Below are 14775 nucleotides of genomic sequence, written 5' to 3'. Positions count from 1 at the left end.
GCGCAGCGGTGTCTCGAAGCGCCCCCCGCGCAAGCCCGCGCCGCGAATCCGCCGCACCTCCACCACGTGTCGGACCTGCGGCGTAGCGTTGCCGAGGTGATGCGCCCGACGACCCAGACCCTCGGCCAGCTCCGTGCCTCCGGGCACGTGCAGAAGAGCCTCCGCACCGAGATCCGCGACAACCTGCTCGACGCCCTGCGCGAGGGCCGCGATCCCTGGCCGGGCCTGCACGGCTTCGCCGAGACGGTCATCCCGCAGGTCGAGCGCGCCGTCATCGCCGGCCACGACATCGTCCTGCTGGGCGAGCGCGGCCAGGGCAAGACCCGCCTCCTGCGCACCTTCGTCGGCCTGCTCGACGAGTGGACGCCCGTCATCGAGGGGTCCGAGCTCGGTGAGCACCCCTACGAGCCGATCACCACGGAGAGCCGCCGCCGCGCGGAGGAGCTGGGCGAGGACCTGCCCGTCGGGTGGAAGCCCCGCGAGGAGCGCTACGTCGAGAAGCTGGCCACCCCCGACACCAGCGTCGCCGACCTCATCGGCGACGTCGACCCGATGAAGGTGGCCGAGGGCCGCAGCCTGGGCGACCCGGAGACCATCCACTTCGGCCTCATCCCGCGCAGCCACCGCGGCATCGTCGCGATCAACGAGCTGCCGGACCTGGCCGAGCGGATCCAGGTCGCCATGCTCAACGTGATGGAGGAGCGCGACATCCAGATCCGCGGCTACGTCCTCCGCCTCCCCCTCGACGTCCTCGTCGTCGCGAGCGCGAACCCGGAGGACTACACGAACCGCGGCCGGATCATCACGCCGCTGAAGGACCGCTTCGGCGCCGAGATCCGCACCCACTACCCGACGGCTCTCGTCGACGAGGTCGCCGTCATCCGGCAGGAGGCGGACCTCGTCGCGACCGTGCCCGATGCGCTCATCGAGATCCTCGCCCGCTTCACGCGGGCCCTGCGCGAGTCGAGCTCCGTCGACCAGCGCAGCGGCGTCAGCGCCCGCTTCGCCATCGCCGGCGCCGAGACGATCGCCGCCGCCGCCCTGCACCGCGCCACCCGCCGCGGCGAGGAGGAGGCGGTCGCCCGCCCCATCGACCTCGAGACCGCCGTCGACGTGCTCGGCGGCAAGATCGAGTTCGAGGCGGGGGAGGAGGGCCGCGAGGACGAGATCCTCGACCACCTGCTCCGTCAGGCCACCGCCGAGACCGTCCGCGCCCACCTGCGCGGCGTCGACCTCGGGCCGCTCGTCGAGGCCGTCGAGAACGGCGCGATGATCACGACGGGCGAGCAGGTGACCGCCCGCGAGTTCCTGGCCGGCCTGCCGCTGCTGGGCGAGGCCCGCGTGTACGACGAGGTCGCCGAGCGCCTCGACGCCGTGGGGGAGGGGCGCCGCGCCGGAGCGGTCGAGCTCGCCCTCGAGGGCCTCTACCTCTCGCGCAAGCTGAGCAAGGAGACGGGCGGGGGCGAGGCCGTCTATGGCTGATGCTCCGCGCGGCAACCGGCGGCTGAAGCGCGACGCGCGCTACGCGAAGTACGACGGGGGACCCGATCCGCTCGCTCCTCCGGTCGACCTGAAGGAGGCCCTCGACGCGATCGGCGAGGACGTGATGGGCGGCACCTCGCCCGAGCGCGCCCTGCGCGAGTTCCTCCGCCGGGGCACCCGCGACCGCGAGGGCCTGGACGACCTGGCAGCCCGCGTCGCCGAGCGGCGTCGCGAGCTCACGCAGAGGAACAACCTCGACGGTACGCTCCGCGAGATCCGCGAGCTCCTCGACAAGGCCGTCCTCGCCGAGCGCAAGCAGCTCGCCCGCGACACGCAGATGGACGACGGCGACCGCGCGCTCGCCGAGATCCAGCTCGACAGCCTCCCGCCCTCGCCGGCCGCGGCCGTCTCGGAGCTCCGCGACTACCGCTGGCAGAGCCCCGAGGCGCGCGCCGACTTCGAGCGGATCCGCGAGCTCCTGGGCCGCGAGATGCTCGATCAGCGCTTCGAGGGGATGAAGCAGGCCCTCGAGAACGCGAGCGACGAGGACCGCGCCGCGATCGACGCGATGCTCCGCGACCTGAACGAGCTGCTCGAGGCGCACGCGCGCGGGGAGGACACCCCCGAGCAGTTCGACGCCTTCATGGAGCAGCACGGCGAGTACTTCCCCGAGGGCCCGGAATCGGTGGACGAGCTGATCGACGCGCTCGCCGCCCGCGCGGCGGCGGCCCAGCGGATGCGCAACTCGATGACCGCCGAGCAGCGCGCCGAGCTCGACGCCCTCGCCCAGGAGGCCTTCGGCACGCCGGAGCTCATGCAGTCCCTCGGCCGCCTCGACGAGACCCTGCGGGGGCTCCGTCCCGGCGAGGACTGGGGCGGCTCCGAGCGGATGGACGGCGAGCAGGGGCTCGGCCTCGGCGACGGGACGGGCGTGTTCCAGGAGCTGGCCGACCTCGACGCCCTCGCCGACCAGCTCGCGCAGACGGACCGCTCCTCCCTCGACGACCTCGACCTCGACCTGCTGGCGAAGCGCCTCGGCGAGGACGCCTCCGTCGACGCGCAGACGCTGAAGCGCCTGGAGCGGGCCCTGCGCGACTCCGGGACTTTGCGCCGCGGCTCCGACGGCCGCCTCGCCCTCAGCCCGAAGGCCATGCGCCAGCTCGGCAAAGCGCTCCTGCGCGACATCGCCGAGACCGTCTCCGGCCGTCAGGGCGCCCGCGACGTCCGGCGCGCGGGCGCGGCGGGCGAGCGCTCCGGAGCGACGCGCTCGTGGGAGTTCGGCGACACCGAGGCCTGGGACATCCCCCGCACGGTGACCAACGCCCTCACCCGCACCGCCGGCGAGGGCCGGCCGGTCGGCTCGGGGGTGCGCATCCTGATCGACGACGTCGAGGTGCAGGAGACGGAGGCGCGCACGCAGGCCTGTGTCGCGCTCCTCGTCGACACCTCGTTCTCGATGGCGATGGACGGCCGCTGGGTGCCGATGAAGCGCACCGCGCTCGCCCTGCACACCCTGATCAGCAGCCGGTTCCGCGGAGACGCGCTGCAGCTCGTCGCCTTCGGCCGACGCGCCGAGGTGATGGACGTCGAGCAGCTGGTGGGCCTGGACGCCGAGTGGGACAAGGGCACGAACCTGCACCACGCGCTGCTGCTGGCCAACCGGCACTTCCGCAAGCACCCGAACGCGCAGCCGGTGCTGCTCATCGTCACCGACGGCGAGCCGACCGCGCACCTCGAGCCCGACGGCGGCGTCTTCTTCGACTACCCGCCGGACCCGCTGACGGTCGCCGTCGCGGTCCGCGAGCTCGACGCGTCGCTCCGCCTCGGCGCGCACACCACGTTCTTCCGCCTGGGCGACGACCCGGGCCTCGCGCGCTTCATCGACTCGCTCGCCCGCCGGGTCGGCGGCTCGGTGGTGAACCCGGAGGCGGAGGACCTGGGAGCGGCCGTCGTCTCCTCCTACCTCGGCGCTCGCGGCGCGGGTCCGGGAGGCGGCGGGACGCCGGGCGAGGAGCTGTTCGGCCGCGGCTGGAGCTTCTGAGCCGCTCAGGATGCAGGAGGGACCCGCTCCCGCGCCTGAGGATCAGCGCGTCTCCGCCGCTCCGGAGGCGTTCGTCCTGAGTTCCGACCGCGCCCGGCTCAGAACAGCGGCCAGGGCACCGCGGGCATCCCGCCCCGCGGGCCTGGGAAGCGGCCGAAGGAGCCGAGCCGCTCGCAGCGCTTCGCGAACGCGGCGACCTCGTCCTCGGTGAGCAGCTCCGAGAGCGCCTCGCCGAGCGGTCCGTCGATCTGCGCGCGCAGGAGCGCCAGCGCCGTCAGCTCCTCCTCGAGCAGCGGTTCGCCGATCCAGCCCCAGAGGACCGTGCGCAGCTTGTGCTCGGAGTGGAAGGTGAGGCCGTGGTCGACCCCGTAGCGGTGGCCGTCGGGCAGCGCGAGCACGTGCCCGCCCTTCCGGTCCGCGTTGTTGGCGACCACGTCGAACACGGCCATCCGGCGCAGCGCCGTCGAGTCCTCGTGCACGAGGGAGATGTCGCGGTCCTCCTCGTCGCTGCCGTCGAGGACGTGCCGCCATCCGTCGGGCACGGCGTCGGCGGGCACCAGGTCGACCGCGTCCTGGTCCGGATCGATGTCCTGCCAGAGCTGGACCATGCCCGGCCCGAGAGGACCGTCGCGGAGCCACGTGCGCGGCACCACGTTCCAGCCGAGCGCCTCCGAGACGAGGTACGCGGCGACCTCGCGGCCCGCGAGCACGCCGTCCGGGAAGTCCCACAGCGGCTTCTCGCCCGAGATCGGCTTGTAGACGACGGACGTCTCGCCGAGCTGCGCGAGGAACGTCGCGTTCGAGGCGATCGTGATCCGGCCGGCCAGCTCCAGCTCGCCGTCGAGCCCGCCCGGGTCGCTCATGCGAGCGGGCAGTCGTGCCCGTCGGGATCCATCGGCTCGCCGCAGCGGGGGCAGAGCGGACGTCCGGCGCCGACGACCTCGAGGGTGCGCTTCGCGAAGGCGCGCGCCGTTCCGACCGGGATCTTCACCTGCAGCATCTCGGTGGGCTCGGGCTCCTCCTCGGAGTCGTCCTCCGCCTCGGTCAGCGGGTAGGCCTCGATCACGATCTGCGCGGTGGACGGGTCCCAGCCGAGGCTGAGACCGCCGACGCGGAACTCGGGCTCCACGGGCTGGTCGAGCGGGTCGTTGTCGACGAGCTCCGGGGGAGTGCCGGCGGGGACGCTGACCGGGTTGCCCTGGGCGGTCATCAGCTGGTCGAGGATCTCGTCGATCTTCTCGGCGAGGAGGGCCGACTGCTGCTTCTCGAGGCCGACGCTGACCACGCGGGGCCCGGTCTTGGCCTGGAGGTAGAAGGAGCGCGAGCCGGGTGAGCCGACGGTCCCCACGACGACGCGATCGGGCCAGTCGAATCCGTGCACGATCGGAGGCATGCCCCCAGTCTACGAGCGCCCGCCTCCGCGGTGGCTGCGCGCGTCGGGCTCGGGCGGCCTGCTGATCGAGCAGCCGTCTCTTCTGCTGACCGAGCCCCCCGCGGAGCGGGCGCATCGAGATCCACCGCCGCCGAGCACCCGCGTCCCTGCCGCTCGGTCGAGCCCTGAAGCGGCCCTCCCGAACCGCGCCTACTCGTGCCCCGCCCCGCCCCCCACAGCGGCGTCCGCCACGGGGGCCGCCTTCCGCAGCCAGCCCAGGTCCCCGGCGTCCGTGTTCATCGCGACGACCTCGGGCCGCCCCGCGCCGTAGCGGATGATCGACACCGACGCCGGTCCGACGCTGAGCCTCTGGAACAGGTCGAGGTGCATGCCGAGCGCGTCCGCGAGGATCGCCTTGATCGTGTCTCCGTGGCTGACCGCCGCCCACACCGCGCCGGCCCCGTGCTCCTCCGCCACCGCCGCGTCGTGCCGCCGGATCGCCGATACGGCCCGGGCCTGCATCGCGAGCATCCCCTCGCCGCCGGGGAACACCACCGCGGAGGGCTGGTTCTGCACCGTCGCCCAGAGCGGCTCCGTCGCGAGATCCCGCAGCGAGCGCCCCGACCAGTCGCCGTAGTCGCACTCGGTGATGCCCTTGTCGATCACGGTCGCCGGCGATCCCGTCTGCCGCTCGAGGACGAAGCGCGTGGTCTGCCGGCACCGCTCGAGCGGGCTCGACACCACGGTCGCGAGCTCGACCGCCGCCAGCCGCTCCCCGGTGCGCGCCGCCTGCGTGCGTCCGACGTCGTCGAGCCGCACTCCGGCGGTGCGTCCGGCGAGGATCCCCGCGGTGTTCGCGGTGGTGCGTCCGTGCCGGACGAGGAGGAGCGTGGGCATGGGGCCAGCGTAGGCGGCCGTGCTCCCGCCCCGCCCCGTCGGACCACCGGGGCCGCGCCGGCGCGTTCAGCGCGACTCCATCGCGGGACGGATGCCCCGGCCGCAGCGCCTGCCTAGGGTGGAGGAGCGGCCGCCCACCGCGGCCCGGAAGGGACACACATGGACGGGACGACGCCCCCCGGCATTCCCCAGGACGGCACGGACACCGAGAGCCCCGCCGCGCGCACCGCCGCCGACGGCACCGCTGCCGAGCACACCGACTCCGCGCACACCGACTCCGCGACCCCCGCGTGGGCCGCCCCCGAGGCCTCCGGCCGCCACGGCGAGGTCGCTCTGCGGATCCGCGGCCTCCGCAAGCGCTTCGGCGACAAGGAGGCCGTGAAGGACATCGACCTCGACGTCCCCGCCGGCTCCTTCTTCGGGCTCGTCGGCCCCAACGGCGCGGGCAAGACGACGACCCTCTCGATGGCCACGGCCCTGCTCCGCCCCGACAGCGGCGTCGTCACGATCCACGAGGTCGACGTCTGGAAGGACACCCTCGAGGCGAAGCGGCTGATCGGCGTCCTCGCCGACGGCGTCAAGCTGTTCGACCGCCTCACCGGTCTCCAGCTCGTCACCTACTACGGCCTGCTCTGCGGGCTCGAGCGCTCCGTCGTCGTCGAGCGGACCGACGACCTCCTCGCCCTGCTCGGCCTCGATCCGGCCGACCGCACGCTCGTCGTGGACTACTCCGCGGGCATGACCAAGAAGATCGCGCTCGCCTGCGCGCTCGTGCGCGCCCCGCGCCTCCTGGTGCTCGACGAGCCGTTCGAGTCGGTCGACCCGGTCTCGGCGGCGAACATCCGCGACATCCTCACCGGCTTCGTCGCGTCGGGCGGCACGGTCATCGTCTCGTCCCACTCCATGGACCTCGTCGAGCGGATGTGCGACCGCGTCGCCGTCATCGCCGACGGCCGCGTGCTCGCCTCCGGCACCCTCGAGGAGGTCCGCGCCGGCTCCAGCCTCGAGGAGCGCTTCGTCGAGCTGGTCGGCGGCCGCACCCACCAGGAGGGACCGGCATGGTTGCGCATCTCCTGAGGCTGCGGCTGCTCCTGCTCCGCAACTCGCTGACGCGGAACGTGTGGCAGCTGATCGGCGTGATCCTCGGCGGTCTCTACGCGATCGCGGTGCTCGGCCTGGTCGCGGCCGGCCTGGTCGCGCTCGGAGGCACGGACCCGGCGTTCGCGAACGTCGCGATCGTCCTCGGCGGCTCCGCTCTGATCCTCGGCTGGGTGCTCGGGCCGATCTTCCTGTCCGGCTCCGACCAGAGCCTCGACCTGCCCACCCTCGCGACCTTCCCGATCCCGCTGCGGACCCTCCTCCTCGGGCTCGCCGCCGCGGGCCTCGCGGGCATCCCCGGCGTGGTGACCACGCTCGGGGCGCTCGCCTCCGCCGCCGCCTGGTGGAGCCGTCCGATCGGCATCCTGCCCGGCCTCGTCGCCGCGGTGATCGGCGTCGCGACCTGCGTGGTCGCGTCCCGCCTGATCGGCGCGCTCACCACGGGCCTGGGCTCGAGCCGCCGCTACCGCGAGGTGATCGGCGGCGTCGTGCTCGTCGTCGTCATCCTGCTCGGACCGCTCTTCTTCGGCCTGACCAACGTGATCCGCGACGGCCTGGACGTCCTGCCCGTGATCGCGGGCGCCCTCGGCTGGTCGCCGCTCGGCGCGATCTGGGCCGTCCCCGGATCCGTCGTCGCGGGCGACTGGGTCGCGGCGATCGCGCGCCTGCTGATCGGGCTCGCGACGCTGGCCGTCCTCGTCTGGGCGTGGGCCCGGGCGCTGCGGCACGCGCTCGCGGAGCCCGCCGCGTCCGGCGCGCACTCCGCCTCCGGATCCGCGGGCCTCGGCCTGTTCGGGCGCTTCCCCGGCACCCCGACCGGCGCCGTCGCCGCGCGTGCCCTCGGCTACTGGTGGCGCGACCCGCGCTACAGCCGTGGGCTCCTCGTCATCCCCGCCGTCGTCGTCCTCGCGGTGTTCTACTCCGCGATCGGCAGCGGCGGCGACACCTTCGTGCTGCTCTCGGCCGTGCTCGTCGGCCTGATCTTCGGCGTGACCCTCTGCGCCGACGTGTCGTACGACGGCACCGCCTGGGCGGCGCACGTCAGCTCCGGAGTGACGGGGTCGGCCGACCGCGCCGGTCGCGTCGTCGCCGCCGCGATCATCGGCGTCCCTGCGGTGGTCGCCGTGGCGGTGGGCACCGCGCTGTACGCGGGACGCGCCGACGCGATCCCGGCCGTGCTGGGCATGGCGCTGGCCCTCGTTCTCAGCGGGTTCGGAGTGTCGAGCGTCGCCTCGTCGCTCGTCGTCTACCCCGTGCCCGGGCCGGGGGACAGCCCGCTGAAGACGCCGCCGGGCTCCGGGATGATCTCGAGCGTCGTGATGCTGGGGAGCATGGCCGCGACCGGTCTGCTGGCGCTCCCGTCGATCGTCCTCGGCGCGATCTCGCTCATCGGCGGCGACCCGGCCTTCGGCCTGATCGGACTGGCGGCCGCCCTCGTGCTGGGCACCGTCTTCGCGCTGGTGGGCATCCGCGTCGGCGGTCGGATCGTCGACCGCCGAGCGCCGGAGCTGTTCGCCGCCCTCGTGACGATCGGCTGACGCGGGTGGCGGGGCGCGGGTGGGCGGTGCCCGCCCGCTCCCCGTCTCCGCCCCGCTCCCCGCCCCCGCGAGTGCGCGGAAGTCGTCGCACTCGAGCTCGAGTGCGACGACTCCTGCGCACTCGCGGGAGCGCCGAACGCCGAGTGCCGAGCACTCAAGAGTCGTCGTAGTCGAGCGCGAGCACGATGACTTCTGCGCACTCGAGGGTCGCTCGAGTGGACGAGTGTCGAGTCTCCAAGAGTCGTCGCAGTCGAGGGCGAGTGCGACAACTCCTGCGTGCTTGCGAGTGCGACGACTCTTGCACACTCGCGGGAGCCGGCGAGGACCGCGCGCACCCGCGAGTGGCCGCGCGCCCGCGAAGGCCCGCACGCAGGAGCCGCGGCAGAATGTGGACATGCGCAGCCTCGAAGTCCTCCTCGATCCGGAGTCGGAGGCTCGCGTCCGCAGCCAGTGGGAGGCGCTCGAGGCGGCCGGCATCCCCAGCCTCGCCCTGCACACGTCCGCCAGCAACCGCCCGCACCTCACCCTGGTCGCCGGGCCCGAGCTGACCGCCCCGGAGCCGGGCGCGCTCGGTCCGCTTCCGGCGACGGCCGACCTGGGCGCCGTCCTCCTCTTCCCGCACGCCGGGCGCTTCGTCCTCGCCTGGGGAGTGGTCCGCTCGCCCGCCCTCGACGCTCTGCACGACCGGGCCACGCGCCTCGTGCCGGGCGGCGTCGACACCTCGCTGCCGGACGCCTGGACGCCGCACATCAGCGTCTCGCGCCGCCTCCGCGCCGAGCAGCTCGGCGACGCCGTCCCCATCCTCGGCGAGCCGTTCACCGTCGGCCTCGCGGGCGTCCGCTTCTGGGACGGCGACACCCGCACCCTCACCGACCTCTGATCCGGGCGCCGCAGAAGCCCCCCGACGCTCCTTGCAGCCGCCTCCCCAGGTCCCTCCCTGCGGCCCTTCTCCACAGTTCCCCGGACCCCCGGGGCGGCGTCGGAGGCGGCGGGTAGAGTTCCACGGGTGACAGAGCCCACCGCGACAGCCCTCCCCGCCCCGCCGCTCGCCGACCCCTCGGCGGAGTCCCGCGGCGGCGTCCGGAGCGACGCGGCGAGCGGCGCTGCTGGCTCCGGATCCTCCGAGGCGCAGGCGATCCTCGAGAAGGTCTTCGGCTACGGCTCCTTCCGCGGCGAGCAGCAGGCCATCGTCGAGCAGGTCATCGGAGGCGGTGACGCCGTCGTCCTCATGCCCACCGGCGGCGGCAAGTCGCTCTGCTACCAGATCCCCGCCATCGTGCGCCCCGGCACCGGCGTGGTCGTGTCCCCGCTCATCGCGCTGATGCAGGACCAGGTCGACGCCCTCCGCGCGAACGGCGTCCGCGCCGAGTTCCTCAACTCCACCCAGGACGCGGGCGAGCGCAGCCGCGTCGAGCGCGCCTACCTCGACGGCGAGCTCGACCTGCTCTACGTCGCCCCGGAGCGCCTGGGCAACGAGGGCATGAAGCAGTTCCTCGCCCGCGGCCGGATCGCCCTCTTCGCGATCGACGAGGCCCACTGCGTCAGCCAGTGGGGCCACGACTTCCGCCCCGACTACCTCGCACTGGGCGAGCTCGCCGAGCGCTGGCCCGACGTCCCGCGCATCGCCCTCACCGCGACCGCCACCGAGGCGACGCACCGCGAGATCACCTCGCGCCTGCACCTCGGCGCCGCCCGCCACTTCGTCTCGAGCTTCGACCGCCCGAACATCCAGTACCGGATCGTCAACAAGGTCGAGCCGCGCAAGCAGCTGATCGACTTCCTGCGGCGCGAGCACGCGCACGACGCGGGCATCGTCTACGCCCTCTCCCGCAAGAGCGTCGAGGCGACGGCCGAGGCGCTGCGCTCGGCGGGCTTCGACGCCGTCGCGTACCACGCGGGCCTCGACTCGCGGGTGCGCGCCGCCGCCCAGTCGCGGTTCCTCCGCGAGGAGGGCGTCATCGTCTGCGCGACCATCGCCTTCGGCATGGGGATCGACAAGCCGGACGTGCGGTTCGTCGCGCACATCGACCTGCCCAAGTCGGTCGAGGGCTACTACCAGGAGACGGGTCGCGCCGGCCGCGACGGACTGCCGTCCACCGCCTGGCTCGCCTACGGCCTGCAGGACGTGGTGCAGCAGCGCCGGATGATCGACGAGTCGCCGGGAGACCTGGCGCACCGTCGGCGGATGTCCGCGCACCTGGACGCGATGCTCGCGCTCTCCGAGACGGTCCAGTGCCGCCGGGTGAACCTGCTCGCCTACTTCGGCCAGGAGAGCACCGCCTGCGGCAACTGCGACACCTGCCTCGAGCCGCCCGCCTCCTGGGACGGCACCGTCGCGGCGCAGAAGTTCCTGTCGACGGTCGTCCGCCTCAAGCGGGAGCGCAACCAGCAGTTCGGCGCCGGACACATCATCGACGTCCTCCGCGGCAAGACCACGCCGCGCACCACTCAGCACCAGCACGACGGCCTGGCCACCTGGGGCATCGGCGCCGAGCTCAGCGACACCCAGTGGCGCGGAGTCGCCCGCCAGCTCCTCGCGCAGGGCCTGCTCGGCGTGAACGACGACGGCTTCGGCACTCTCGTGCTCACGCCCGCGTCCGGCTCCGTCCTCAGCGGCGAGCGGAAGGTCGAGCTGCGGCAGGAGCCGGAGAAGCCGGCCCGCTCCAGCGGATCCTCCCGCTCCGGGCGGTCCACCGTCGCCGAGCTGTCGGGCGAGGCTCAGCCGCTGTTCGAGCGGCTCCGGGAGTGGCGCGCCGCGCAGGCCCGCGCGCAGGCGGTCCCGGCCTACATCGTCTTCAACGACGCGACCCTCCGCGAGATCGCGACCGCCGAGCCGGCGACGATGGACGCGCTCAGCATCATCGGCGGCGTCGGCCAGAAGAAGCTGCTCACCTACGGGGAGGCAGTGCTGGCCGTCGTCGCGGGGGAGAGCCCCGAGATCGCCGTCCCGGAACCGGGTGAGGAGGCTCCCGCTCCCCGCCGCGCGCCGGCCGCCCGTGGCGGGTCGTCCCGCTCGCAAGGGGCGAAGCCCTCGTTCGGCCGCGAGTCGTCCGGTCCGCCGGTGTCCGCCGCGCAGCCGCCGGAGGACGACTGGGTGCCGCCGGACGAGCCCGACTGGGAGCCCGGCTGGGACAGCTACTGATCCGTCGCTGAGGCGCGCGATTCACCGCCCGCGACGGAGGCGGGCGTCGGCGCGGGCGATCGTGTCCCGGCGTCCGCGTCGACGATCTTCCCCACCTCGTCACCGACGCGAGCGTCCTCGGCCCGAGGCGTCGGCGAGCGCCCTCAGCCGTTCGCGCCCGTCGACGCCATCCAGCCGCCGAGCAGCGTGCAGCAGAACGACACCGCGAGACCCGCCACCGGCACCCAGAACGCGATGCGCCGCCGCACCAGCAGCACGATCGAGATGACCAGCGCCGCGACGAACGGGACCCACACTCCTCCTGCGGCGAGGACCATCCCGCCCTCGATCAGGCCGATGTCGCAGGCGTTCGATCCGCCGCACGAGTCGCTGGCCATCGCGAAGAACAGCCCGAAGAACGACAGCAGCAGCGTCACCGCGGAGGCCACGAGGATCAGCACGATCGTCAGCACCAAGTCCCAGATGCGGACCGGGCGCCGATGGGGCACCCCGGATCCCGGCGCGGCCGGAGGCGCGGGAGGCGCGGCCGCGACGTCCACGGGCGGCGCACCCGGAGTCCGGGGAGGCGCTGCCGCGACGTCCGCGGGCGGCCCGGCCGCCGGGTGTCGGGCGGGCGGAGGGGGAGGCAGCGGCGGCTCGCTCATGCCGAGAGACTAGCGAGGCGGCCTCCGGTGCGGCGTCCCTCCTCCGCAGAAGCAGCCCGTAGGGACAGCCCGTGAGCCGCCCCCTCCTCCGCTCCTGTCGGCAGGGACAGCCCGTCCAGCGCACAGACGAGGCGCCCCGCCCCCGCCTGGTCGGTTCCGACAACGCGCTTCCTCCTCCGCCCGGCGCCGTTTGTGCCCGGGCGACGGAACGTTTCCGCCGCGCCGCCGCGCGACCTACCGTGCGAGGACCGCCTCCGCTGCCGCGCCCGTCGGCGCACGACGCACCGGGAGCGGCCCGAACCGCAGACGGTCGAAGGGACACGAACACCATGGTCAGCACCGCTCCCCACCCCCGCTCCGCCGCCGACGCCGCCGACCGGGCGGCCACCGGGCGCACGCGGGCCCGGCGCTCCCGCTCGGGCTCCATCGCGCCCACGCCGCCGGTGGACTCCCTCGGCTCCGAGGTCGACGCGCGCCTGGACGAGGACGGCGCCCCCTCCGTCGACGTCGCCGCCCTCGGGGAGACCCTGCTCGGCGCCTGGCGCGAGCAGCGCCTCGCCAGCCGCGCCCTGACCGCCCGCCCCGAGCTGCACCGCACCGACGGCCTCCCGATGAAGGAGCACCGCCTCCGCGTCTCGGAGCAGATGCGCGTGCTCGCGGCCGAGGGCGGCGTGCACCGCGCCTTCCCGGTCGACCTCGGCGGCGAGGCCGACCACGGTGGCAACATCGCCGGCTTCGAGGAGCTGGTCACCGCCGACCCCTCCCTGCAGATCAAGTCCGGCGTGCAGTGGGGGCTCTTCGGCGCCGCGGTCCTGCACCTGGGCACCCGCCCGCACCACGAGAAGTGGCTGCCGGGGATCATGAGCCTCGAGATCCCGGGCGCCTTCGCGATGACCGAGACCGGGCACGGCTCCGACGTCGCGTCGATCGCCACGACCGCCACCTACGAGGACGGCGAGTTCGTGCTGCGGACGCCGTTCCGCGCGGCCTGGAAGGACTACCTCGGCAACGCTGCGGTGGACGGGCGCGCGGCGGTCGTCTTCGCGCAGCTGGTCACCCTCGGCGTGAACCACGGCGTCCACGCCTTCTTCGTCCCGATCCGCGACGAGCAGGGCGCGTTCCTGCCCGGCATCGGCGGGGAGGACGACGGCCTCAAGGGCGGTCTGAACGGGATCGACAACGGCCGCCTCCACTTCGACGGCGTCCGCGTCCCGCGCGAGAACCTGCTGAACCGCTACGGCGACGTCGCCGCCGACGGCACCTACTCCTCGCCGATCGCGAGCCCGGGCCGCCGCTTCTTCACCATGCTCGGCACGCTGGTGCAGGGCCGTGTCTCGCTCGACGGAGCCTCGGTCGCCGCGGCGAAGATCGCGCTGACGGTCGCCGTCACCTACGGCGATCAGCGCCGCCAGTTCACCGGCGGCGGCGAGCGGGAGGAGGTGCTGCTCGACTACCAGCGGCACCAGCGCCGCCTCCTGCCGCGCCTGGCCACCACCTACGCCGCCGCCTTCGCGCACGAGAAGCTGCTGACGGCGTTCGACGAGGTCTTCTCCGGCGCGAACGACACCGAGCAGTCGCGGCAGGACCTCGAGACCCTCGCCGCGGGGCTGAAGGCGCTCTCGACCTGGCACGCTCTCGACACGCTGCAGGAGGCGCGCGAGGCCTGCGGAGGCGCGGGCTTCCTCGCGGAGAACCGGCTCACGCAGCTGCGCGCCGACCTCGACGTGTACGCGACCTTCGAGGGCGACAACACCGTGCTCCTCCAGCTGGTCGCCAAGCGCCTGCTGACCGACGTCGGACGCCGCTTCAAGGGCGCCCAGCCCGCGGAGCTCGCGCGGTACGCCGCCTCGCAGGTCGCGGGGGCGACCGTCGACAACTCGGGTCTGCGCCGTCTGGCCCAGGTCGTCGCCGATCGCGGATCGACGGCCCGCTCGGTCGGCCAGCTGCGGGAGGACCAGCGCGAGCTGCTCACCGGCCGCGTCGAGAGCATGGTCGCGGGGATCGCCTCACGGCTGCGCCCGGCGTCGAAGCTGCCCTCCGACGAGGCGGCCCGCCTGTTCAACGCGCACCAGAGCGAGCTCATCGAGGCGGCGCGCGCGCACGCCGAGCTGCTGCAGTGGGAGGCGTTCACGGAGGCGCTCGCCGGCGTCGAGGACGCGGGCACGCGCACCGTCCTCACCTGGCTCCGCGACCTGTTCGGCCTGGGCCTGATCGAGAAGCACCTCGACTGGTACCTCATCCACGGGCGCCTGTCGTCGCAGCGAGCGGTCGCGGTGACGTCCTACATCGACCGGCTGCTCGCCCGCATCCGCCCGCACGCCGCCGACCTGGTCGCGTCGTTCGGCTACGGGCCCGAGCACGTGCGCGCGGCGATCGCGACCGGCGCCGAGGCGGAGCGCCAGGAGGAGGCGCACGCCTGGTACGAGGCCGCCCGCGCCTCCGGCACCCTCCCCACTCCGGAGAAGCGCCGCTGAGCCCCTCCTCGAGATGCCGCTCCGGTACGCGACACGTCGCGCGAGGCGCACCGGAGTGGCATCCCGTGGCGACAGGACGGGGAGGGG

General features: G+C 74.0%; 11 protein-coding genes. 7 read left to right on the top strand and 4 right to left on the bottom strand.

Going from position 1 to position 14775, the window contains the following annotated elements; translation table 11 throughout:
• Nucleotides 1-99: 99 nt before the first annotated feature.
• Complete coding sequence (locus tag C5C54_RS03100; RefSeq protein WP_104287763.1) at nt 100-1482, top strand: magnesium chelatase; 1383 nt, start codon at nt 100-102, stop codon at nt 1480-1482.
• Entirely contained in the window at nt 1475-3523 is a 2049-nt protein-coding gene (locus C5C54_RS03095; protein ID WP_104287762.1) for a VWA domain-containing protein, read from the top strand. Before C5C54_RS03100 ends, C5C54_RS03095 begins: the two co-directional genes overlap by 8 nt.
• A gap of 98 nt (nt 3524-3621) precedes the next feature.
• Here C5C54_RS03095 and C5C54_RS03090 read toward each other — a convergent pair whose 3' ends face one another.
• The 3 genes from C5C54_RS03090 to C5C54_RS03080 all read right to left on the bottom strand — a co-directional run bounded on the left by C5C54_RS03090 (nt 3622) and on the right by C5C54_RS03080 (nt 5792).
• The gene (locus C5C54_RS03090; RefSeq protein WP_104226043.1) at nt 3622-4386 is read right to left on the bottom strand and encodes an SCO1664 family protein; all 765 of its coding nucleotides are present in this window, start codon (nt 4384-4386) and stop codon (nt 3622-3624) included.
• Nucleotides 4383-4916, bottom strand: a complete 534-nt coding sequence (locus C5C54_RS03085) for a DUF3090 domain-containing protein (RefSeq protein ID WP_104225051.1) — start codon at nt 4914-4916, stop codon at nt 4383-4385. The genes C5C54_RS03090 and C5C54_RS03085 overlap by 4 nt, the downstream gene beginning before the upstream one ends.
• 189 nt (nt 4917-5105) lie before the next feature.
• Nucleotides 5106-5792 (bottom strand): histidine phosphatase family protein, encoded by a 687-nt coding sequence (locus C5C54_RS03080; protein ID WP_104226042.1) that lies wholly within the window; start codon nt 5790-5792, stop codon nt 5106-5108.
• Nucleotides 5793-5951: 159 nt separating this feature from the next.
• Here C5C54_RS03080 and C5C54_RS03075 point away from each other — a divergent pair, with 159 nt between their 5' ends.
• From C5C54_RS03075 to recQ, 4 genes are all read left to right on the top strand, one after another.
• The gene (locus C5C54_RS03075) at nt 5952-6869 is read left to right on the top strand and encodes an ABC transporter ATP-binding protein (RefSeq protein ID WP_104225053.1); all 918 of its coding nucleotides are present in this window, start codon (nt 5952-5954) and stop codon (nt 6867-6869) included.
• Entirely contained in the window at nt 6851-8428 is a 1578-nt protein-coding gene (locus C5C54_RS03070) for a transporter (protein WP_104262323.1), read from the top strand. The genes C5C54_RS03075 and C5C54_RS03070 overlap by 19 nt, the downstream gene beginning before the upstream one ends.
• A 394-nt stretch (nt 8429-8822) precedes the next feature.
• On the top strand, nt 8823-9308 hold the full coding sequence (locus tag C5C54_RS03065; RefSeq protein WP_104340465.1) for a 2'-5' RNA ligase family protein: 486 nt from the start codon (nt 8823-8825) through the stop codon (nt 9306-9308).
• Nucleotides 9309-9434: 126 nt separating this feature from the next.
• Entirely contained in the window at nt 9435-11570 is a 2136-nt protein-coding gene (gene recQ / locus C5C54_RS03060; RefSeq protein WP_104287760.1) for a DNA helicase RecQ, read from the top strand.
• A 143-nt stretch (nt 11571-11713) separates the two neighbouring features.
• On the opposite strand, the gene C5C54_RS03055 is transcribed toward recQ, so the two are convergent.
• The gene (locus C5C54_RS03055; protein ID WP_219812142.1) at nt 11714-12214 is read right to left on the bottom strand and encodes a DUF6264 family protein; all 501 of its coding nucleotides are present in this window, start codon (nt 12212-12214) and stop codon (nt 11714-11716) included.
• Between the two features lie 329 nt (nt 12215-12543).
• Between C5C54_RS03055 and C5C54_RS03050 the strand changes: the two genes are divergently transcribed.
• Nucleotides 12544-14688, top strand: a complete 2145-nt coding sequence (locus C5C54_RS03050; RefSeq protein ID WP_104287758.1) for an acyl-CoA dehydrogenase — start codon at nt 12544-12546, stop codon at nt 14686-14688.
• The last annotated feature ends 87 nt before the right edge of the window (nt 14689-14775 follow it).

This window comes from Rathayibacter sp. AY1F2, from assembly GCF_002930885.1.
GTDB lineage: Bacteria > Actinomycetota > Actinomycetes > Actinomycetales > Microbacteriaceae > Rathayibacter.
The sequence above is the reverse complement of the archived record's forward strand: the minus strand, read 5'-3'. Positions and strand labels throughout refer to the sequence as shown.